A 23354-nucleotide genomic window follows, 5' to 3' on the forward strand; every position below is an offset into this window, starting at 1 on the left:
ATCCGATGCCGCCCAAGTCAATTACTGCACCCCTCCATCGCCACCGGCGGGAACCACATCCGGAGCCTCCCGCCACACCACAAACTGGCCACCCGGCGAACCCAGCTGAACTGGCTTGCGGTCGACCAACGCACCGACCTGACCTCGCAGTTGAGGCAGCACCGCCCATACCGGCCGGCGCCGTGGCGCCGACAAATCGGACAGCTTCGCCAACACCTCCAGATGGCCGTACCGAGCGAGCGGGGAAATTTCGGTCAGGATCAGCGGGTCACGGCTGCTCTCACCGTCGAACACCGCCGCGTGCAACTCGGCCCACAATTGGGGGACCACCCGGTCGATCACCGCGCGCAACCCGCGGGCATCACGGCTGCCCGACTCGGCCGCGTCGGCGCCGCGGATCAGATCCCACGAAACACCCTGCTGTGCAGCCAAATTCCGCATTGCACCGATCAGCCGCGTCGTGACGTCCAACAGCTGGCCGCCGTGGGTTTCGGCTAGGAGGCGGGCCACCCGCTCATGCTCACCAGGACGGTCGGCTGGGATCGGCACACCGATCGCCAAGAACCCGCACTCATCCATGGAACGGCGCAGCACCGCCAGGGCGTTCGTTGCCTGTCCGACTGCGGCATCCGCTGCTGGCGTCGCTACGTCGGGGACCTTTGTGGGTTTGCGGGTGTGCATCGTTGTCGCACTGGCCGGCTCGGCATCGGGGAAGCAAAACGTTTCCCGGTCGCTGTTCCACTTCAGGTTCAGGGTGGTCTGGTCAAGAATTCTGTCCAGATGCGGACGCAGCGGCACCCGGCCCAGCTCTGGGAAGCGCGCGGTGACCCGGCTGCGGATCTGCGAGGCAGATAGTGACTCGCTTTGCGCCAACCCGGTCAATGCCACCTGCACCGCCGCCGCCGGCGACATCTCTTGATTGTGCAGCTCCCCGCGACCCGACACGGCGGCGTGCTTTGAGACCGCCGCAGCCAGCCGCACCAAGCGCATATCTCCCGGTGTAGGGACAGTGACCTCACGGTCGCTGACCGCGTTGTAGCCGGCCTGAAACGCTGCCCTCAACTCGCGGGCTGAACTGTGCGCGGGGATGACGGCGTTGCGGTCGGCCGACACCAGCTCGTCGGCCCGCTTGGCCGCGGATTCGGCTGCGTTGAGCAGCATTTCGTCGTTGGCGAGCAGCGAAAGCCGGCGGCCGTGGCGCCGCCGCACGAACTCCTTGTCGCCGGAGGCGGCCTCATGCTCGCTCAGCCGATCCAGCGCCACCCGCAGCAGCCCACCAGCGGCCCGATCGGCGCGCTCACGCGCAACACTGTCAGTCGGGCTAAGCCCGGCCTGCGGCAGCCGCGCCCGGATCTCGGCGGTCAGCGTGCTGATCGCGGCCACGCCGCCGAAGTCGGCGATCACCCGCCGCGCAATGTCGGTGATGGCGTCGAGCAGGTCACGGGTGTCGGCGTGCTCGCCCCAATTCTGTTGCAATTCCCTGATTAACTGCGGTCCCCGCTGGGTGGCTTTGCCCAGTTTCTCGGCCAGCTCTGTGCTGCTGGCGAAAGCTCCCAGTCCAGGCTTCACCCCGAGAATCAGTGCCGCGGCATCCTTGCGGGTGGAGGAGCGTTGACCAGACACCGCCGTCATTAATATGGCGACCGCGTCGTCGAGACCCATCAGATCGCTCCGCGTTGGCTGAGATTGCTTGCCCAGCCGTTTCGCCCAGGCGCGGTAGCGCGTGGTGATCTCGCTGCGAGTGTCCTTCGCTTCGCGGGCGACCAGGCGGTTCAGAGCGGTGGAATCCAACGCCAGCAGCTCACCTACCGTGCTCACTCGCACTGGCTCCAATGCGGAGAGTGCCCGCGGACTCAACCCCGCGGCGGTGAGTGCTGTTGCCGCGTCAGCCTTTTCGGCTGCAGCGTCGCTGACCGCGGCGGTGATGTCGGTTTCGGCGACCGCGAAGATGCGCCGCCACCCACGCAGCATGTCTTCCCCGGTGTCTGGGCGCCGCGCGGTATCACGGGACAGCGCGGCGGCGAAGAACTCGACCATTGCCGTCGCCAGGGTGGGCTCGAACAGCGTCGGGTCCACGGTGACGTCGTCGTCGACGGTAGCTGGGTTGGCGTTGGGGTCCGGGCCGTACTGCGGGGTGGAGCCGGTGGCCATCTCGAACAGCACCACTGCCGCGCCGTACCGTTCGGCGGCGGTGTCGTATTGGCGGCGCGCGCCGGCGCCCAGAAATGGGTCGAGGTAAGGTGGAGTGCCTGCCTCGATGTTGCGCGCGTCTACTCCGGCCATGGAGAAGTCGAACATCATTAGATGTGACTCGGCGCGCGAACTTGATTGGTACACACCAAGATTTGCCGGCTTGATGTCGCGGTTAGTCACGCCGTGGCGTTCTAGTGCGACCAGCGCTGTCAGAAGGTCGGTACCCCAGCGTTCTAGTACGTCGATGGACAGCCGGCCGCGATTGTTGAGTTCCTCGGCCAGCGTGGTCCGCCCGGCATAGCGCAGGAGCAACGCGGTGCGCCCACCCACGGTCTCGACGCCGTGCAGGGTGACGATCCGGTCGTCGTTGTCGAACTGGCCGAGGATCTGTGCTTCGGCGTGCAACCGCTCGGCGGCCTCGGCGTCCTTGGCAACCTTCAATACCCGTTCGGCACCGCCGACCTGGTGGTCTTCGACCAAGATGCCTTCGGCTGTCGACCCTGCGCCCAGCCGTCGCTTGTAGACGAAACGGCCTCCGGCCAACACCGTGCCAGGGCTCGCCTCAAGTGGGTCGGTGCCGGTCGTCTTTTCCGACAGCTCTTCTCGAACGTCAGCGAGTTTTGCCACGAAGTCGGCAACGCTGTCGATGCGTTCGGCCGGGCTGGGATTTGTGGCGTCCAGTATGAGCTGCCGCAGCGACGAGCGGACCTGGGGCATCTCGGCGGCCAGATCGAGCCCGCGGTCTCGCCGAAGGCGATCCATCAGCTCGCCGCGTTCGGTGGCGGGTGCAGTCCCGCCGGTCAGGATGAAGAACGCCAGCGCGCCCAGCCCGAAGACGTCGATGCGGGCCGGGTCGGCGGGGCGAGGGCCCTCCGGGGCAGCGAACAGTCGGGCGGTGTCACTCGGGGTAGCAGCCATCAGGGACATCGATCCCGATGAAAGCCGACTTACTGCGGTGTCCGGATTGGCTGGCAGCACCCCGGCGCTGTCCCAATCGGTGACTTGGGGCAGTAGATGCGCGCCCCGCTCGCGGATCGCGACTGAACGCGGATTGAGGCTGCGATGCACCACCCGATTGCGGTGCGCATAGTGCACGATGTCGGCGATGTCGGAGATCAGCTCCAGCTGCTGATCCAGCGTCAAGGTGCTCTGATGGTCGGCCAGCCACAAATCCAGGGGAGTGTCAGCCTTGGGTTGTGGGAAGACAAGGCCGATGCCCAGCTCGGGTTCGTTGACCAGGTCTTTCGGCGCCTGTAAGCCGTCGTAGGTGAGCCGGGACAGCAGGTTGAATTCGTGGGTAACGGCCTGCTTGCGGGCATGATCATCGGCCTTGGTCGAACCCTGCCCGGTGGTGTAGAACCGGATGCGGACGTGATCCTCGGAGTTGACGTGGTGAAACGCCGGCCAGTCCTGCCAGCCGTCGCCGTCGGCCAGCGGCTGATCGTCGATGATCCACGAGCCGACTTCGCGCTGCCGGCGCGGGGCCAGACCGATCGCCTTCATAAGTCCCGCGATCAACTGGCTGTTGTGTTCGGTGACCGGGTCGTGTTTGGCCGGGGCGAGCAAGCGCTCAGAGATGCCGGGAAGCCCGGTGATCTTGCTGTGTCCGTCGAGGCCGTAGAGGTTGATCGCAGAACTCGGTGCGAGGTCGCAGACGAACTCTGGATGATGCAGGAACACCAGCTCCTGCACATACGGGATGACTCCCTTGGGCAGATGCCCTGCCTTCTGGCGCAGAGTGTCCTTCAGGAGCGAGGCGAAGTACTGGGCCTTGCGGCGAGCTAGCAGCAGCGGGGAATCCTCGGCCCGGTGGCCGTCACGCATCCACACGTGGTCGTTGCCGCGCAGGATGCCGCGGTAGTGCTTGAGCTCGACCAGGTAAAGCGTGTCGCGGGCCAAAACCAGCAAGTCAACCTCATGCCAGCGGCCCCGGTTGTCGCGAAACTCGAAGTTAGCCCAGGCTCGAAACGGCGGAGCGTCAGGAAGGGCCTGCTTGACGGCGTCCAGGCCCTGCTTTTCGTGCGCAAACTGTGAGTCGGCGATCGTGACCCAGCGGCCGTCCTTCACCGGTGAGCCACCTCCTTCTCGCAGTGTGTAGGGATAAAGCTAGTGCGGTGTGCCGGGCTTGCTGGGCTGTTCCCCGATTCGGGGCTTTGCCGGGCCACCGAGTATGCGCCTGGTCACCGACAATTTATGACACGCGCCGTTAATTTGGTACGGATGTCTCGATATAGTTCGTCGGGTTAGGCGGGAAGTAACGGTGAATCGTCGATCCCTACCTGGGTGGCACGATCGCCGGCAATCTGACAGAGCTCGGTCCTACACTCAGGGCAACAGTGCTTGGGTGGGAGGTGAATGTGGCGGGCTCGGGTGAGCATTTCAAAGCGCTGGTGCGCACCCATGCAAGTGGGGACGATCAGGCCTTTTACTCGGTCGCTTTGCAGGTAGCTGCTCAGGCTGCCCGCCAAGGTCACCACAAGCTCGCGGCCGACCTCAAGGCAGCTGTCGAGAGCTCACGCACCGATCGCTCCACCAAGGTTGTCTCGATCGCCCGGCCTCGTGGTGACCTTGCTGAGTTGGTCGTCGCGTCGCATCCGACCGTGACCTTGAAAGATCTCGTCTTACCGGCCGATCTGGACGCCCACGTGCGACGGATCCTGACGGAGCAGCGTCAGCGCAAGAACCTCTTGGATCATGGGTTCGATCCAGCACATCGACTGCTATTCGAAGGTCCGCCGGGCACCGGCAAGACGATGACCGCCGCCGTCCTTGCCCACGAGTTGTCGTTGCCGTTACTCACCATTCGGTTGGACTCGCTGATGAGCAAGTTCATGGGCGAGACGGCCGGCAAGCTCCGGACCATTTTTGATGCTGCCGAAAGCCAACGTGCCGTGTACCTGTTCGATGAGTTCGACGCGCTCGGCGGCGACCGCGCCGGAAACGACGTCGGCGAAGCGCGACGGATCTTGAACTCGTTCCTGGTGTTTCTGGAGAACAGCAGCAGTGAAAGCATCATCATTGCCGCCACCAACCATCGGGCCATTCTGGATCGGGCGTTGTTTCGTCGCTTTGACATGGTTCTTGACTACGCGCTGCCGGACGCCAAACAAGGTGCAGCAGTCATGCGTGCTCGGCTTGGCTCCTTGGCCAAGGGAGTCCGCTGGGCCTCGCTCGCGGCCGATATCGAGGGGCTTTCCCATGCAGATCTCGTGCGGGCCGCCGAATCGGCAGCGAAAAGTGTGATCTTGGAAGGGCATTCACAGGTCAGTATCGAGGAGCTTCGTCGAGCGCTGAGCGCGAGGAAGTCGGCAAGCCTTGGCTAATGGGCGCGACCATCTCAGTCATTTCCTGGTCGTAGACCGCGTAGCAAACGAGGACTTCCACCGTCGAGGTGGCGGGAATCCCAAGGTCCGACCGGTCGAAGACCGTGCTGGGCACGGGCTGGGTCGGCTCAGTGAGCTGGAGTCCGCGTTCAGTTCCAGCGATGAGGCCCGCGCAGAATTGCTGACCGAGGAGGAGCTTCAAGCGCTCGGCACGATTGTCACTCTCGAGGGTGCAGACCCTGCGTTCCCGCTGAAAGTTGAATCACTTCAACAGTTCACACGGCATCGAAAAACTCCGCGCCGACCGAAATGGCTGCTTCTGTCGGTGCTTTCCGCTGACCCGAACGGTGGACTACCTGAACGGGCAATGGTCTGGGTAGCAGATGCGTACCGTGCTGAGTTTATTGGACTTTTCGAGAAGTACCTGTCAGACACTGGGTCCGGTAAGCCGAAGAACAACGAGCTTGTGGCCAATATTGCCCGGATTCGGGCGACGGTCCTGCTAGACCTATGGCAGTCGGATGGCGAGCCACCGATGAAGTCGTCTGTTTGGTGGGAGGTCTGGCTGCACCGAACGGGAACCGGCCCAGATCTTTTGCTGCGCTTCGTATTATTGCATGGGCTCAAAGCGTCTCCGCGCATCATGCACCTCAAAGATCGCGACGTCATGTGGATCGAGGCAAGCTGGGATCAGCTCCAGATTCTGCCGTTCACCGACGTGCCCGTCGCCGAGTTGCGTCGCCCCGAGTTCATCGACACAGTGGAGGACTTGAAGGCCGGTGAACAGGCCGAATACGCTGACGATCTTGCCGATCGACTTGAGCCGGCGGAAGCGCACCAGCCCGCTGTGTGCCACTTGGACACTGGCGTGGCACGCACACATGTCTTGCTGGCGAAGTCGCTCGCGGCCGAGGATCTCCAAACTGTCATTGGCACAAGCGGATTTGATGCCGAAGGCCACGGAACAGCGATGGCGGGCATTGCGCTGTTCGGTCAAGATCTTGATCAGCGCCTCATCGGTGCTGATCCCGTCGTCCTGCGCCATCGGCTGGAATCAGTTCGCATCATGCCAACTCGATCAGAACCCAAGAATGACCCGCTCGCGTTCGGTGACGTTACCGCTCAGGCAGTTTCCATGGCCGAGTCTACTTCGGCACGACGTCGGGTGTTTTGCTTGCCGGTGACAGTCGACGGTGACACGTCGGAAACCCCAGGCCAGCCAACGCTGTGGTCTGCCACCGTTGACGCGCTTGCGGTCGGATCCGACGTGGTACGCGATGGTGAGGCACTGCAGCTACTTGCACCGCCCGATGGAGAAGCAGCGCGCCTCATCTTGGTATCGACCGGCAATGTGAATTGCTTTGTCACTGACCACCTCAATGAATCGGATACGTCGCCGGTACAGGATCCGGCGCAGGCATGGAATGCGTTAACTGTCGGTGCGTACACCGAGATGGCAGATCCACCAACCGATCCGGCATACACCGGGTGGAATGCGGTTGCCGCCAGCGGTGAGCTCTCGCCTCACAGCCGGACGTCCCTGCATTTCGGTGCAACTCCGTGGCCCATCAAACCTGACATCGTCATGGAGGGTGGCAACGTGCTTCATGACGGTGGCTCAGGGTTCGAGCCCAGTCATCCGGCGTTGTCTGTGCGGACGACCGGTCACGTGAACGACCAAGCTCTGTCCTCGGCCAATGCGACGAGCGCCGCGACAGCCCAGGCTTCCCGTCTTGCGGTACTGGCGATGGCCACATATCCCGCGTACTGGCCGGAGACTGTTCGCGCCCTGCTGGTCCATGCAGCTGAGTGGACACCAGCGATGCGCCAGGCATTGGCGGCGGCTGCCAGGCAGGGATTGAAGCAGCAGCAGGCAATGTTGCGTCGGTACGGATGGGGCGTGCCGACCGAGGATCGCGTGCTCTATTCCTCCGATCAGGCAGTAACACTCGTCATCCAGGATAAGTTTGTGCCATTCGAAGGCGATGACTTCAAGGTTCCGGTCTTCCGGCTGCACCAGCTGCCATGGCCGAACGAAGTATTGGAGGAGATCGGTGACACGCGAATCGATTTGCGTGTCACCCTGTCGTACTTCATCGAGCCAACCGCGTCCCGACGCGGTTGGCGGCAGCGGTACAAATACCCGTCGCACTCTCTTCGCTTCGAGCTTCAGGATCCATTGGAATCGGACGAGCAATTTGTGCAACGTGTTAATCGGGATTCCAGCGCCGAGGAAGGCGGTGGCGGTCGGGCACCGAGCCAGGTGCGCTGGGTTGTAGGGCCGAATCAGCGCAACCTCGGATCACTGCACCAAGACATCTGGCAGACATCGGGAATCGAGCTTGCACAGGCGGGAAAGCTCGCGGTGTACCCGGTGGGTGGATGGTGGAAGTACAGCAGGGCGAAGGATCGCGTCGATAAGGAGGTCCGTTATGCGCTCGTCGTCTCGTTGCGGACGCCCGAGAGCGGCATCGATCTGTACACCCCCATCGCGAATTTGCTGCGGGTTCCGATTGCGGTGCCGATGGAATGATACGTCGGCTTTATATGCGTGCTTGTGGTGCGTTGAGCGATCGGAAAGGGCAACATGAACCTGGCTAGCGGTATCGCTCTCGCGTCGGCGGTCATAGCCTTGCTGGCGCTGGCGGTGGCCGCATGGACTTTTCGGCAGGGGGCTGAGCTGAACGCGTTCCTGGTGTTCACAGAACGCTACGAGAAGATCATGAGCGAGCTGCCGCACGAAGCTCGACTGCACCCGGAGTGGAATCCGGAGGTAGACAAAGACTTTGCGATTCGCTTGCGCTATCTCAACCTGTGCTCGGAAGAGTTCTACCTCAAGAAGCGCTGCCTCCTATCTGCACGAGTCTGGGGCATCTGGAAAACCGAGATGACGTCAACGCTCGCCTCACGACCGTACCGAGATGCCTGGCAGCAGCTGCGGCCACATTTCAGTAGCTACCCAGAGTTCTCGGAGTTTGTCGACGATTGTCAGACAGCGCGTTGAACCATCGCCCCGGGATGGTGAGCCAAGACATGGACAGCCCGCGAAGCGCGGAGGCTATTGTGCGAGGCTGAGCCACGCGAGCGGGCCGGCCCGACTCCGCAACCCTAACCGGACTTGATCTATGCGGATTTGTCGTTGCGGATACCAGTCGTACGGATAATGCTTCGATGGTTTCGGTGCATCACTGCAGACAGCATGTTGTTCAAAACGGACGCGATATGGTCCGCGCACACATTTGGGCGATACGGGAACGCGGAGCAAGGCTTGTTCTCGCCGCTATCGACCCGGACTCTGACAGGGAGGAGTTCCTCGACGCCCACGTACCTGAGTGCTCAGCGTGTTACCGCGATCTGATTCTTGAATTAGTCGATCAAGCCAGCGCGTGGTATCAGGTTGAATTCGGTGGCCGCGAATCGGCCATCGAAGCACTTCACGACGAGCTGGCGACCATAGTCAAGCTCAGCCGCGACGATTGAAGGTCAGATCCTTTCGATGTACGGCGTCGGACGCTTGTCGGTCCCTCATGCCATCCTGATCAGCTCGCCACCCGCGGGCACCCGAGCCTGACGGATGGAGACCCCAGTGACTATCGACCGCCTGACCCCTGGGCGCACCCTTGACGGGCGATGCATCGCCCCCGGTCGCTACCATCGGCGGCAAATTAACGCGTGCAAAGAACTCCCTCGAGTGGCCGGTCCGTGGTTACATGTTTCTGCTGCTGTGTGGGGGTGCTCGTCGGTGGCATCTGCAGTCAATACGCGAGTCGCTTGCAATCTGCAAGGCGTCATGAAATCAGGGGTGTGAGCCGTGAATCCCGTTGACCGTCACCAACTGATCGGACAGATGCTGACCACGCTGGCCGGTGGCCTCTCACCATTCGTCACACAGGTGCTCAACCGCATCATTCCGCCTGGCACCGACTGGGCCGACTTGCTGCGCGCAAAGGACGCCGCCAATGGTCGTCGTGGCGGCGACTATCAGAGTCGCGACGTGGCTCTGATGCTGCGCGCCATGACCGAACGCCTCGGCGATCTCGGCTACCCCTTCAACCGCGCGATGCCCCGGCAGGCGGAGATCTACGCCAAGGAGCTACGGGAGGTCCGCAACAAGTGGGCCCACACTGGCGAGTTCAGCGACGCTGAGACCTACCGGGCCATCGACTCGGCCGAGCTGCTGCTGCGCGCCATCGGCGCCACTGACGTCGCAGCCCGCGTCAACAAGCTGAAGGCGTCCGTCGCCCCCGTCACCGCCGCACAGGTCGCGCCGCCGGCACCGGTCACCCAGCCTGGACCCGCCACGGCGCCGCCACCCGCGCCCGCCGTCGACGCGCCACGCATCAAGATCTCCGCGATCTCCGACCTCAGCTACGCGATGGCCCACTGCCGCATCCCGGTCATCGACCACATCACTGTCGACAACACCGGCGGCGACCGCCAGGGCGCCGTCGTCGAGGTCGACGTCGTCAGCGCCGAAGGCTCCCACGGCGGGCCGGCCGAAATCCACCTCGACCTGCTGGCCCACCAGCCGACCGTCCTGAACTCGGTCGACCTCAAACTCGACCCAGCGTCGATGCTGCAGGTCGACGAACAACGCCCCGGCGACATCCGGGTCGTGCTGCGTGGCAACGCCGGTGAGGTGCTCGCCGAGAGAACCCAAGAGGTCACCATCCTGGCGGCCAACCAATGGAAGGCCACCCCGCCGCAACTCGCGCTGGAAATCCTGGCCGCCTATATCCAGCCCAACGCCGCCGCCATCGCTCTCCTGATGCTCGACGTTTCCGACCGGCTGCAAGCGGCCACCGGGAACTCCTCGATCGACGGTTACCAGAGCGAGAACCCCGAACGCGTCGACGCCATCGCCCACGCCGTCTTCGACGCCATGAAAACCCGCGACATCCGCTACGCCGAACCGCCAGCCAGCTGGGGCGAAATCGGGCAGAAGGTCCGCACCCCCGCCGAGGTGCTCGACGGGCGCCTCGGTACCTGCCTGGATACCACCCTGGTGATGGCGGCGGTGCTCGAACAGTGCGGCATCAACTCCACCATCTGGCTGGTCCGCGGTCACGCGTTCCTCGGCTACTGGCGTATCGACGGGGCACTCGGCAGCGTCTCCACCACCGAACCCGTGGAAGTCGTCAACCAGGTCGACCTCGACCACATCGGGCTCATCGAAACCACGATGGTCACCCAGTCCGCCCCGGACGCCTCGTTCGAAGATGCGCGGCGCGCGCCCCGCACCCGGCACCTCGCCGGTGACCTCGTCACCGTCCTGGGCATCACCGATGTCCGGCAGGCCCGCCAGGCCCGGATCTACCCGCTGCCCAGCCGCAGCACCGACGCCGACGGCAATGTCGTTGTCGCGGAATACAAGCCGGGTGCCGGACCGGTGTTTGAGCCGTACGTGGCTACCGGCGCCAAAGCCGTCGCGCAGACCGAGACCGTGCCCGCCCGCGTACGGCAGTGGAAGAACGCGCTGCTCGACCTGAGTCTGCGCAACAAGCTCATCAACTACACCGACCGCGCCGGGTACCGCCTCGACGTGCCGGCTCCCGCGCTGAGCCGATTCGAGGACGCCGTCAACGCCGGTGCCCGGATCAACCTCCTCGGGTCCGACGAAGTGCAGAACGTCGATATCGCCCGCGGGGTCCGCTTCGGCCGTGACCTGCCCGAGCAGGAACGCGAGATCCTGCTCGCCGACAAACACAGCGCCTACATCGACATCACCGCAGCGTCCTACAAGACCAAGCTGAGATACCTTGCCAACAAGGCGAAGACGATCCGCGAAGAGACCGGCGCCAACAACCTCTACCTGGCCTTCGGCATGCTGACGTGGGAGCTCAACGACCGTGCGCTGCGCTCACCGTTGGTACTGGTGCCGGTGACGCTGAGCACCACCAACCGCGGTGAACGCTACGGCATCACCATCGACGACACCGGCGCCTCCACACCCAACTACTGCCTCGTGGAAAAGCTCCGCACCGCACTTGGTCTGGAGATCCCCGCACTGGCCCAACCTGACGAGGACGCCTCCGGCATCGATCTCACCGGCACCTTCGACGCGGTGCGTCATGCCATCGCTGAGGCGCAGCTGCCGTTCCGCGTCGAAGACACCGCGCAGTTGGCCATCCTGCAGTTCGCCAAGTTCCCGCTGTGGAAAGACCTCGACGAATCGTGGAAAGCACTGTCCCGCAATAGCTTGGTGCGTCACCTCATCGACAACCCGCAGAACCCGTTTATCGACCCCGTCGCCGCCACAGCCGATGTGGACCTCAACGAGCTGAACGCCGCCGTGCCGGTCCCAGCGGATGCGTCCCAGCTGCGTGCCGTCGCAGATGCCGTCATTGGCCGCACCTTCGTCCTTGAAGGGCCCCCCGGTACTGGTAAGTCGCAGACGATCACCAACCTGCTGGCCCACGCGATGGCTACGGGCAAGAGGGTGCTGTTTGTCGCCGAGAAACGCGCCGCCCTGGATGTCGTAAAGAAGCGGCTCGAAAGCGTCGGCCTGGGAGAGCTGTCCCTGGACATCCACGACAAGTCCGCGCGCCCCGCCGCAGTACGCGCCCAGATCAAGAACGCGCTCGAACTGCGGCTGAGCCACGACGCCGACTTGCTACATACCAAACTGCAAGTTGCAGAATCCAGCCGGCACAGCCTGGCCCGCTACGCCGACCGGTTGCACGAGCCCAACGCCGTCGGCCAGTCCCTCTACACCGCGCGTTCCTTCGAGCTGGCCGCCGATCAGGACATCACCCCGTTGGCGGTGCCGAGAAGCCTTGTCGCCAACGCTGATCCCGCCCTCTTCGACGCGGTGGCGCAGGCATTGCGAACTCTGCCGGAAAAGTTCGACGACGCGCGTCCGCGCCCAGACCACCCGTGGGCATTCATCGATACCGTCCCGCCAGCGGGGCTGGAGCCGGCCGCAATTCACACCGCCGCGGTAGCGTTCGACACTGCTCTGGCCGAACTTCACGCCGGTGGCATCGCGGTCGATGTGTTGGGGAAGTGGGACAGCCCCGATGCCATCGATACCTGGGCCCGGATGACCAACGAGCCGCGCTTTCCACTGGCCGCACTCGACAACCTCAGCACCCCGCAGTGGCAGGACTACATCGCCGGCATCGAACAAGTGCTGGCCGGGCTGCACCACCAGAAGCCGGCATGGTTGGCGACTGCCATGCCCGCGGCCATGGATCTCGACATTCCTGCCATCCATGCGGCCGCGGCCGCCGCTGATGAATCCGGGTTCTTCGGCCGCAAGAAGCGTCGCCGCGCCGTCCTGGAACAACTCACCGGCGTGCTGTCCGTCGATCCCGCCACGGTCAATCTCAAGACCTTGTCGGCACTGACCGCGGATCTCCTGAACAGCCATGCGGTGGTTGCCGATCTTCGGCAGCGGGTAGGCGCGCTGCCGGTGGCGCTGTTCGACAAACCCTGGAACCCGTTCGAGGGTGCCGATGCCGCGCACCTCATCGGGAACCTGGCCGCCATGCGGAGGGTCGGGCAGGTGCTATCCACGAATCCGACGGACCCGCGCCTGGGCGATCTGCGAAAGTTCTACAGCGACACTGCGGTTGGTACATTGGCGCCTACCCTGCAGGCATTGCCGGCCGGATGGCGGCAGCTGACTGCAGCCACCGGTACGACGTGTGGCGAGGGGTTCATCGAGCGTTGGTGGGCCGGCCGCGGCGCCCGCCGGCTGGAATCGCCGGATTCCGTGCATCGGTGGGTGGCGCTACTGCAGCATGTCGAACCGCTGGTGCGCGCCGACATGGCGAACGCCCGCACGGAGATCCTCGCCGGCAAGATCGTCGCCGAAGACGCCAGCCTCGCGTTCGACCGTGGTGTCGCGATGGCGTCGGTGGCAGAACGCCTGGAGGCCAGCGGGCTCAGCGAGTTTGACGTGACCGCACACGGAAAGGCCGTCCAGCGGTTCACCACCAGCTCGGCGGCGATCCGCGACGAGCTGCGGCGGTCCATCCCGGCCCGGCTGCTCGCCGGACGCACCTTCGACGCGTACACCGAGAGCGGCCAGATCGGGCTGCTGAAGCGGCAACTGGACCGCAAACGCGGCGGTCTGAGTGTGCGCGCACTGATGGACAACTTCGGCGAGCTGATTACCCAGATCCTGCCCTGCACCCTGATGAGCCCCGACTCGGTGGCCCGGTTTTTCCCGGCCCATGCCGACATCTTCGACATCGTCGTATTCGACGAGGCCTCGCAGATCCGTGTCGCCGATGCGATCGGCGCCATGGGCCGAGCGAAATCGGTTGTGGTGGTGGGAGACAGCAAGCAGATGCCCCCCACCAGTTTCGCCGACACCAACGCGGCCGTCGACGATGGCGAGGAAGACACCAACCCCGAGGTCGTCGCCGATGAGGAGTCGATCCTGAGTGAATGCGTGCAATCGCTGGTGCCGCAGCAGTGGTTGTCCTGGCACTACCGCAGCCAGGACGAGGCGCTGATCGCGTTCAGCAATATCCACTATTACAACGGCCGACTGGCCTCGTTCCCAGCACCGTTGGGTCCGGCGTCCGGGCACGGCATCTCTTTGGTGCGCGTCGATGGGCAGTTCGAACGGTCCGGGCGAGGGAAGACGCTGCGTACCAATCGAATCGAAGCCGATCGCATTGTGGCGGATATCTGCAACCGGTTCGCCGCGTCACCCGGTACCGCGCCGTCCATCGGCGTGATCACTTTCAATGCCCAACAGCGTGACCTCATCGAGAACCTGCTGCGTGACGCTGGGGATGAGCGCTTGGTGCAGGCCCTCGACGAACCCGACGGTCTGTTCGTCAAGAACCTGGAGAACGTTCAGGGCGACGAGCGGGACACCATCCTGTTCTCGGTGGCGTTCAGCAAGAACGACAAGGGCGTGGTGCCGCTGAACTTCGGGCCACTGTCCCGGCCGGGCGGTGAACGTCGTCTCAACGTGGCGATCACCCGGGCTCGCTGCGAGGTGGTGCTATACGCGAGTTTCGATCCGGCGGAGCTGCGCGCCGAGGAGACGACACAGGTCGGAACCAAGCATCTGCGGGCGTACCTGGAGATGGCGCAGCGGGGGGTGCAGACCATCACGCAGGGCGGTCGGCGTAACGCGGTGATCGACCGGCACCGCGACGATATCGCCGCCGAACTGAGGCGGTCGGGGTTTGTCGTGACGGCCGATGTGGGGTTGTCCGACTTCCGTGTCGACCTGGTGATCGCCGATCCAGATGAACCGGATCGGCCGTTGGTGGCGGTGCTGCTCGATGGGACCGAGTGGTATGGCCGCCGGACTGTCGGCGACCGTGACGGGCTGCCGGTCGAGGTGCTGTCGCGGCTGCTGCATTGGCCTGGCGTGGAACGGGTTTGGCTACCTGAGTGGCTGAGCCAGCGCGAGGCGACCGTCACACGCCTGCGGGACGCGGTGGGTGCCGCGAAGCGGCGGCTGGCGGAACCGCCGGTGGAGGACATCGTGGTGCCACCGGTCGTGATCGAGCCGGTGGTGACGCCACCTCCGTTATCGGCGGCGGAGGAGGTGTTCGCGTTCCGGTCAGCGCCTACTGCACCGCCTCCGCCGCCCGTTGCACCGCGGCGTCACGCCCACCTGGTGGACTTCGCCGCGTGGATGCCGATCGTCGTCGGCGATATTCGTGTGCTCGATGAGATTCACAGCGCGTACAACGAGTCGCAGGTGGTGAAGGTGGTCGAGTCGATCATTGAAGCCGAAGGGCCGGTGCATCGCGATCGCCTGGCGAAGCTCGTGGCTGGAGCGTTCAGTCTGGGCAAGGTTGCCGAGGCCCGACGGGTCGCGATCCAGCGCGTCGTGCCCCTGCGCTACCTGCGCGCCAACGATCCAGACTTCTACTGGCCCAGCGGGGTTGACCCGATAAGCTGGCGGACCGTGCGGACCTCAAAGAAGGGTGAGGGCCGGCCGCTCGGCGAGATCAGTCTGGTGGAGATCGGCAATGCGATGGCGGTCGTGGCCGAACAGTCCGGCGGTATCGCTGTCGAGGATCTCAAGCGGGATGCGCTGGCAATGTTCGGGGGTAGCCGCCGCACTGCGGCCGTTGGCGCGCGGCTGGCCGAGGCGTTGGACCGGGCACTCGTGATGGGGACGCTCAAACAGCTGCCGTCGGGCATCGTGGTCGTGGCATGACCGCAACCGAGTTCGACGACGAGCTGTACGGCCAAGTGTCGAAGGTGATCGGTCCCGGCATGGTGATCTTGACTCTGTCCAGTAAGAAGCTGAATCGCATCGTCGCCGTGGACTGCGACGGCGTGCTGGTGGCGACCGAACGGTCGTTGAGCCGCGGGACGGGACAGCAGCGGGTACCAGCGTGGATGATCGCCGCGGCGTGGGAACGGTTGCGCGACAGTGGAGAGCTGAGCCAACAGGAACTGCTCAACGAGCTGAACCTGAAACGCTCGGCGTTCGTGTGCGCACTGTTGGCGAAGTTCCCGGACGTTCATATCCGGTCGACGCGACCGACTGTGCTGGAACTGCAGGGAGATTGAGGGACATCCGAATCGCACGACGAATGGAAAGGGGTACGGGGATCTGCATCTGCCATGCGCGGATCGCGCCCCTGATTGCGAATGGCACGGTACGTAGACGCGGGATCCTCCCGCAAGCTGATTGATTCATTTGTCGACGACTGGAAACCAACCTGCCTGCTCGAGTCAGGTTCCATGCTCTTCCAGGACCGCGCAGTGTGGACGCCGGCGAATCTCGAAGAACTCCGGCAGCGGTTGGTTGTCAACCCGATTGTTGGTGCCGAGCAGAACTTTGGGCAGAAGCTGGCTCAGCAACTCAACACCGCTGATGACGACGTGAAGTGGCTGGCGGTTGAACTTCTCGCCGTCTACTTCCTCATCTCACGGGGCGCGATCAGCCCTTCGCTGAAAAGGGCGACGCTCAAAGCGGTTGCGCCCGAGGAGCAGCCCGATCCCCCCGGATGGCAGCGCATTCTCGACACGATGGGTGAAGGGATTGCCAATCCTGGTGTCGGGTACAACATCAACCGAGATCAGCAGCTCGGATACCTCATCGACTTCTGCCTGCGGTTCAAGGCTGTCGGCGATGGCCAGAAGCAGCGTGAACTGCTCGACAACCCGTGGCAGCTCCGTGACTTCGCCGACGATGTCACTGAGGGCATCGCGGTACGCGAGATGCGTCATATCCTGCTGCACTTACTACGACCCGACGATTTTGAACGGATCTCGAGCAGTACCCACAAGCGAAACATCGTCGAGGCGTTCGCTAAAGAGTTCCTAGGCGACGGGGCACCCGAGGGCCTAGATGAGCAACTCCTGATGATCCGCAATCGGTTGGTTGATCTGGGAGTGAACCCCTCGGGCACCGGCAATGTCATCGACTTCTACTACGCACCGCTTCGCACGATCTGGGATTCGAGTGCAGCGCAGTCGGAAGGTTCCAGCGATCTCGATCTGTTCCTGCACAAGAAGCAGATGGTGCTCTTCGGCGCGCCCGGTACCGGCAAGACCTATCGAACCCGACAACTTGCCGACCAGGTAATACGACGGGCTGCACTGAAGAAGTGGGGTGCGGCCAAGTTTTTCACCGACCAAGACCAGCTTGACGAGCGCGTTGCCGCCAACATTCATTGGGTACAACTACACCCAGGGTATGGATACGAGGACTTCATCCGCGGTCTTCGACTTGCCAAGGATGGGCGTACGGTTTTCGTCGAGGGATTGCTCCCACGCCTAATCGCGAAAATGGCGACAGTACCTGAACCGGAACGGCTTCCGGTTGTTCTGGTGCTGGACGAGATCAACCGATGTGACGTCAGCAGGTTGTTCGGCGAGGCGTTCAGCCTCTTGGAGAATCGTGGTTCATCAGTGCTGTTACCGGGCATCGATGAGGACGCCGAACCCGTCAAACTTGCGCTGCCCGAAGACCTCTACGTCATCGGGACGATGAACCTGATTGATCAATCCGTCGAAGAGCTCGACTTCGCCTTGCGGCGGAGGTTCTTCTGGAGGCCTGTCACATTCGATTCCACCGCAATTCTCACCGTCAATGAACAGCGGTGGTCTAACCAGCTCCCGAAGAAATGGGGATGGGATAGAGCAGCGGAGGATATGGCCAAGCTGGCCCGCCACGCAGAACTCTTGAATAAGGCGATCAGTGCTTCCCCGCATCTCGGGCCGCAGTATGAGCTCGGGCAGTCATACTTCTTCGACACCGCCTTCTTCGTGAAGAACTGGCTGGCCGGCCGCAAGTCACTGACCGGCGGTGTGCTGTGGACAAAGGCAGGAGTCCCACGGCCACCGTTGACGGATTTGTGGCGTTACTCGTTGGAGCCGTTGGTCATGCAGTATCTGGCCGGTCTGGATATCGATGTCGCGACCGCCGAATGCGAACGGTTGAAGGCTGTGCTGCTGACCGGCAAAGAAGCATGAATTTCCCTGTAATCCTTCAGGATTTGTCGGCACACACGGCAGCTGATCTTGCGGAAGATCAATGGGGCCCTGACCCCGTGTGTTGGACACGCTGAATCCCGCAAGATTGGCGGGGAAAGCGAGATGATCGACACCGATGGCAAGGAAGAATTACCCGGACGAGTTCAAGCGGGATGCGGTGGCGCTGTACCGAGATACCGAGGGCGCCACGATTACCCAGATCGCCGAGGAGCTCGGCATCAGTGGGGTGACGCTCTCAGCCTGGTGCAAGGCCGCGGGAGTGCCGATCAGGCATCGCAACCCCAGTGCGGCCGATGGGCCGGTGGCGGGCGCAGAGACCCCGGAGCAGGAGTTGGCCCGGCTGCGGGCTGAGAACAAGGCGTTACGCGCCACCGAGGCTCGGCTGTCGACCGAGCGCGACATTCTGCGGTCGGCGGCCAAATATTTCGCCGGGGAGACGAACTGGTGAGCCGCTTTCAGTTCGTCGCCGACCACTCCGACACCTACCCGGTGAAGTGGCTGTGCGCGGTCGTGGAGATCGCGCGTTCCTCGTTCTACGCCTGGCTGGCCGGCGCTGACGGGCGCGCCGCCCGTGCTGCTGCTGACCAGGCGCTGGCCGCGCGGATCCGCACCGTCCACGACGAGGACAACACCTACGGGGCGCCGCGGATCACCGCTGAACTCAACGACGGTGCCCCCGAGCAGGAGCGGGTCAACCACAAACGGGTGGCCCGGGTGATGCGCGATGCCGGCATCGCCGGTTACCGCCGTCGACGACGGGTCAAGACCACGGTGGCTGATCCGGCCACGCGGAAGGTCCCGGATCTGCTGGGCCGGGATTTCACCGCCGCGGCGGCCAACGAGAAGTATGTCGGCGACATCACCTACCTGCCGTTGGCGACCGGTGCGAATCTGTATCTGGCGACGGTGATCGACTGCTTCTCCGGGCGGGTGGCGGGGTGGGCGATCGCCGATCATATGCGCACCGAACTGGTCGAAGATGCCCTCAAAGCCGCCGAGGCGCTGCGTGGATCACTGGCGGGTGCTGTGTTTCATTCAGATCACGGAAGTCAGTACACCTCACAGGATTTCGCGGCACTCTGCGCAGATCTGCGCGTCGTCCAGTCTATGGGTGGGGTGGGGTCAAGTGCTGATAACGCGCTCGCCGAATCGTTCAACGCCTCCCTCAAACGCGAAATCCTGCAGGACCGCAGCCAGTGGCTCGACGCCGCCAGCTGCCGCCGTGAAGTGTTCCGCTGGCTGGTCCGCTACAACCTGAGGCGACGGCACTCCCGCTGCGCTTATTCCAGTCCCGCCACCTACGAACGCGTCCGCGAAACCGCTACGCTGCCAGAAGCGGCGTAACCACAAATCCCGTGTCCACTACACGGGGGCAAGGCCCATGGCTGGCGGGCCTGGCGAATCACCTGGGCGATGACCACCACGTGATACGGCTCAGTGACCGCATGGGACGACGTGCCGACGACGAAGACGACGCCGCCCTCTCGCGCGACACAGACGGAACCTGGTGGACAGGGCGCTATATCGGCGAGCTTCGGTTCGAAGACCGCGAACTGCGGATCGAGCCACGGCTCGGCATCGATGTGATTGGGGCGTGGCTCGCTCATGCGCTCAACGTGACTGCCGTGCCCAACACTGCGACGAAAGCCACCGATGGTCCGCTCATCGTTCAGATCATCGACAGAGTTTGGTCGTCGGCGGTCGCCGACGCTGCACGGCACGGGACACCCCGACTGCGACGTGCCACCCATCACGACCACGCGTTCATTCGTGGTCGTCTCGACATTGCCGGTACCGTTCGGCATCGTGCGGCAGGCCGGCCATTGGTGACGATGGTGCGCAACGAGCGCGATCTACATAATCCGGTGTCCCGGGTGTTGGTGCTGGCTGACCGGGTTCTGCGGTCGCTGCTGCCCGGGAAGCCGACGTGGCGTCCCGCACTGACCGAGACGGTTCTCGGGCAACTCCGTGGGGCCGTCGGCTCTCATCCTCAATTGCCGGATCGTCTGGAACTTCGGGGAGTCCGGTACACCCCGATCAGCCGCCGCTATCAGCGAGTCACCCAGCTCTCCTACGAGATCGCCCGCCGCCAAGGCCATTTCACCTCGGCGACCGGCTCCGACGTATCCGGTGTCTTGATCGACGTTGCGGAGCTGTGGGAGCTGTTCCTCGTGCACTGCGCTCGAACTGCGTTCGGACCAAGTCGCGTCGAACACGGTACCGCGGAGCGTGAAGGCGGGTTTCTGCTGCAATCAAGCATGGGCGCAGCGTCTTTGGGTCGACTCAAACCTGACATCCTGATCAGAGACGCTGATGGCAGACTACGCGCGGTGATCGACGCCAAGTACAAGCGTCTGCGGTCTTGGGCAGGTAGTCCGAGCGGCGTCGATCGGGGCGACCTCTATCAGCTCGCGGCGTATCTTGTGGGCCACGACGTGCCGCTCGGTGTCCTGGCCTACCCGCCGAGTGACGGCGACGAAGCCGTGGCACACAGTGCCGGCCCGTGGCTGACACGGGACGGTCGAACGGTCCGGTTCGAGCGGATCCCTGTCACTGTCGCGGAAGCGGCCCATGAACTCAATGGCGTGTTAGTCGGCTAGACCGGCGGCTGGAAATTAGTGGGCTGACAACGCTACCTTGGGTTTTGGATCTCGCGCCGGAACGACGTCTGTGCAACTACGCTCCAGATGGAATATTTGCAGCTGTGAAGCGGGTGGAAAGTGCAACCATACCAACTCTGGAGCCAGCAGCGCGGCACGTGGTGTGACTATGACATTGTTGGCGAAAAATCCTATGGAGCAGCGATTTATGAGTTGTTGCCATCAGACTGGTCGCCGAGCGGCACGGAGGTCCGGCGAACCTTCGAACTGATCCCAGAACCCCATAACCCACATGATCCGTGGGCGATCTCTGTGCGTGCAGATGGCAGAACGGTGGGCTATCTACCGCGAGAGGATTGTCGGCAGTGGGCCAATGTGGTTCGGCGCGTTATCGCGTCGGGATACGTCCCCGTAGTCCCCGGACGTGTGTATGCGTTTGACGCCGTTGACTGGGACAACTGGGATGGCGATGGCGACCCACCGAAGGAGTTCGCTGCGAAGATCCAACTGAAGCTGGGGGAACCCCATACCGCGTTGCCGATCAACGACCCACCGAGCGGTGCGTACACGTTGATACCTCGATCGACGATCGTCCAGGTGACGAAGGAAGAAGACCATAGCGACGCGCTGTTGAGATTTGTGCCGGCCAGTGGCTACGGGATGCTGTTCGTCACTCTCCATGAATCCGCATCCGGACGCGGATCCTCGGGCAAGTCGATCGTGGAAGTCCGAATCGACGATGAACGCATCGGACAATTGACACCACAAATGAGCCAGCGCTTCTTGCCGATGATTCGTCACCTTCAATCGCGAGGGCTTCTCACGGCGTGCTGGGGTGATATTACGGGATCGACTGTCGCTGCCGAAGTGAGGATTGACGGTGTGAAGGCGAACGAAGCCGACGCCGCGGTGCTTGACGGTGAAGCTGTGACGGTTCCCAAGCTCGTGGCAACGCAAGATGATCCATTGCGGTACGACATGTCTGTCGGGGTTGCCGGAACGGTCGAACCTACGGCGCGTCATTCCTATAACGACGGGGATCGTGATCAGTCGTCGCATTCCCCCGTTGCGCCTCCGCGGCCGCCTGCGGCGTGGTACGACGACCCTCGCGATCCGCGGATGTTTCGGTACTGGGACGGCATTAGGTGGACCGAGCACGTCGCGCCCAAGATCACGTAGCGGTGTGCGCTTGTCAGCGCTACGACCTTGCCCGAAGCAATCCAACGTAATCCTCAGTTTCACTTGGCCGCGAACGGTGCAAACCGTTCCGTTGAGCGCAGTAAGGATTAAGTCTAGTCATCGTCGGCGTTCGGTTTTTCCCGCCGCCACACTTTGCTCTTGCCCCTGGCCCTTCCGAGAAGTCCGCCGAGCTTGTCGATACCTTCACTCGCGGCTCCGAGCGCCATAGTGGCAGTGTCACTAGCAACCCCGAGGGCGACGGTGGCGGTGTCGCTTACCCGCTCCACTGCCGCGTTCGCGGCGTCGCGTGCAGTGGGGGCTTTGAACTCCTGCCACTCCTGCATGTGCGCGCGCCGCGCCTTGCCGAACCGGTCGAGGTCGGCGCGCAGCATGGGAAGACTCCGTTGTAGTCCCTGCACCGACCAGAACCGAAAGCCGTCGATGGCCTCCGTCTTCGCGACGGCGTCCAAAATTCCTTTGGCACGTTGGAACAACGCATCGTCTTCGACCAGTTGGCGGGCGAGCAAGTCGCGGGCGTCGTCGAGCACCTGTTGCACGTGTTCGGGTTGGGTCGCTTCGACCCGGGCCAGCCGCAGTCGCTGCCACTTGAACAACGACTCTTGAGAAACCACCAGCAGGCTCAGCGTCTCGCCGAGCTGGTTGTTGTCGACGGCTTTGACGATGAAGTCTGCGCGATCCTGAATCGGCTTCGTGGGGTCGAAGCTTTGCAATGTCCGATCGGCGTGATGGCGGAGCTGCTCCACGGTGCGGTTGAGTGCAGGCCCGATGCCGGCAATCGAATCCCAGTCGGCATCCGAGAAAGATCCGTGCCGATCGAGGTATGCGGCCATCCGGTCGATGGTCACGCGATCACCCAGCACGTCACCGGACCGGTTTGCGTGGGCGAGGCGCAGCACCTCCTCGACCTTGCCCTCGACGCGCTGCACGGACTCTTCGACCTCCGCGATCGCCGACTTCAGGGCCATCTGCACCGCAACCATCTGGAGCGACATCATCCGCACCGGCGTGAGGTTGACAGGCTTCCACTGCAGCTGGCTGACGAACTTCTTGTCCGCACCGCGCGTCATCATCCGGTAGAAGCCGCCTGTGCCTTTGATCAGCTGATCTTTCTGAATCGCCTTGAGGCTCTCGGGGTGCAGCTGCACAAACTTCGCCGACTGCCCGAGAAACGATGCTGCGCCAGCGGCCAGACCAGTTGCGTTGCCGAGGGTCGTTTTGTCTACTCCCATGACTCCGATTGCACGCCCCGCGACACCGCGTACGCGTTCTACGTAGGCTTCGATCTCCGACGGATCGCCCGCAACGAGCAGTCCCTCCGGCTGGACGGAAACGGCCACCTCTCCTTCGTGTGGCACTACTGCGGGAAGCTCGCCAGAAGAGTCGGACGGCTTCGGGCTCGACGGTTCAAGATCGCTTGCCATCTGCATCCCCTTTGCTCGTGCTCGGGCAGTCTAAGTGAATAAGCGCCCGTTGCGGGTGACTGACGACAGACGCCATCGAAAGGCAAAGGCTTAGGAGTGCCAGCTGTCATCGCTCAACCAAACCGTGTCATACGTTCGACGGACAAACATGCGCCGGAACAGCTTTCGGGCTCTTGATGTCACAT

The 23354-nt window shown here is 63.4% G+C and carries 12 protein-coding genes; 10 read left to right on the forward strand and 2 right to left on the reverse strand.

Annotation, left to right across the window (positions count from 1 at the left end; all coding sequences use genetic code 11):
- Positions 1–21: 21 nt before the first annotated feature.
- Entirely contained in the window at positions 22–4260 is a 4239-nt protein-coding gene (pglW, locus tag G6N67_RS20355; RefSeq protein ID WP_163642255.1) for a BREX system serine/threonine kinase PglW, read from the reverse strand.
- A gap of 290 nt (positions 4261–4550) precedes the next feature.
- On the opposite strand from pglW, the gene G6N67_RS20360 reads away from it, so the two are divergent.
- The 10 genes from G6N67_RS20360 to G6N67_RS20405 all read left to right on the forward strand — a co-directional run bounded on the left by G6N67_RS20360 (position 4551) and on the right by G6N67_RS20405 (position 21727).
- Positions 4551–5516 (forward strand): AAA family ATPase, encoded by a 966-nt coding sequence (locus G6N67_RS20360; RefSeq protein ID WP_036434485.1) that lies wholly within the window; start codon positions 4551–4553, stop codon positions 5514–5516.
- Complete coding sequence (locus tag G6N67_RS20365; RefSeq protein ID WP_051578471.1) at positions 5509–8049, forward strand: S8 family peptidase; 2541 nt, start codon at positions 5509–5511, stop codon at positions 8047–8049. The genes G6N67_RS20360 and G6N67_RS20365 overlap by 8 nt, the downstream gene beginning before the upstream one ends.
- 54 nt (positions 8050–8103) lie before the next feature.
- Positions 8104–8520 (forward strand): hypothetical protein, encoded by a 417-nt coding sequence (locus tag G6N67_RS20370; protein ID WP_036429313.1) that lies wholly within the window; start codon positions 8104–8106, stop codon positions 8518–8520.
- A 167-nt stretch (positions 8521–8687) separates the two neighbouring features.
- Positions 8688–8996, forward strand: coding sequence for a hypothetical protein (locus G6N67_RS20375; RefSeq protein ID WP_131524559.1), 309 nt, complete (start codon positions 8688–8690; stop codon positions 8994–8996).
- 331 nt (positions 8997–9327) lie between these two features.
- Positions 9328–15657 (forward strand): anti-phage protein ProA, encoded by a 6330-nt coding sequence (locus G6N67_RS20380; protein WP_036429311.1) that lies wholly within the window; start codon positions 9328–9330, stop codon positions 15655–15657.
- Positions 15654–16016 (forward strand): hypothetical protein, encoded by a 363-nt coding sequence (locus tag G6N67_RS20385; RefSeq protein WP_036429310.1) that lies wholly within the window; start codon positions 15654–15656, stop codon positions 16014–16016. Before G6N67_RS20380 ends, G6N67_RS20385 begins: the two co-directional genes overlap by 4 nt.
- 81 nt (positions 16017–16097) lie before the next feature.
- A complete protein-coding gene (locus tag G6N67_RS20390) occupies positions 16098–17927 on the forward strand; it encodes an AAA family ATPase (protein WP_036429309.1) in 1830 nt (609 codons plus the stop codon).
- Between the two features lie 136 nt (positions 17928–18063).
- Positions 18064–19292, forward strand: a protein-coding gene (locus tag G6N67_RS20395; protein ID WP_087139964.1) for an IS3 family transposase whose coding sequence is annotated in 2 segments (ribosomal slippage) — positions 18064–18376 and positions 18376–19292 — 1230 coding nt in all. Because the reading frame shifts where the segments join, the coding sequence is not laid out codon by codon here.
- Positions 19293–19393: 101 nt separating this feature from the next.
- A complete protein-coding gene (locus tag G6N67_RS20400) occupies positions 19394–20548 on the forward strand; it encodes a 5-methylcytosine restriction system specificity protein McrC (protein ID WP_051578469.1) in 1155 nt (384 codons plus the stop codon).
- A gap of 120 nt (positions 20549–20668) precedes the next feature.
- The gene (locus G6N67_RS20405; protein WP_131524557.1) at positions 20669–21727 is read left to right on the forward strand and encodes a DUF2510 domain-containing protein; all 1059 of its coding nucleotides are present in this window, start codon (positions 20669–20671) and stop codon (positions 21725–21727) included.
- 113 nt (positions 21728–21840) lie between these two features.
- On the opposite strand, the gene G6N67_RS20410 is transcribed toward G6N67_RS20405, so the two are convergent.
- Positions 21841–23169, reverse strand: coding sequence for a type 1 glutamine amidotransferase family protein (locus tag G6N67_RS20410; protein WP_036434477.1), 1329 nt, complete (start codon positions 23167–23169; stop codon positions 21841–21843).
- Positions 23170–23354 lie beyond the last annotated feature (185 nt).

This window comes from Mycolicibacterium mageritense (assembly GCF_010727475.1).
GTDB lineage: Bacteria > Actinomycetota > Actinomycetes > Mycobacteriales > Mycobacteriaceae > Mycobacterium > Mycobacterium mageritense.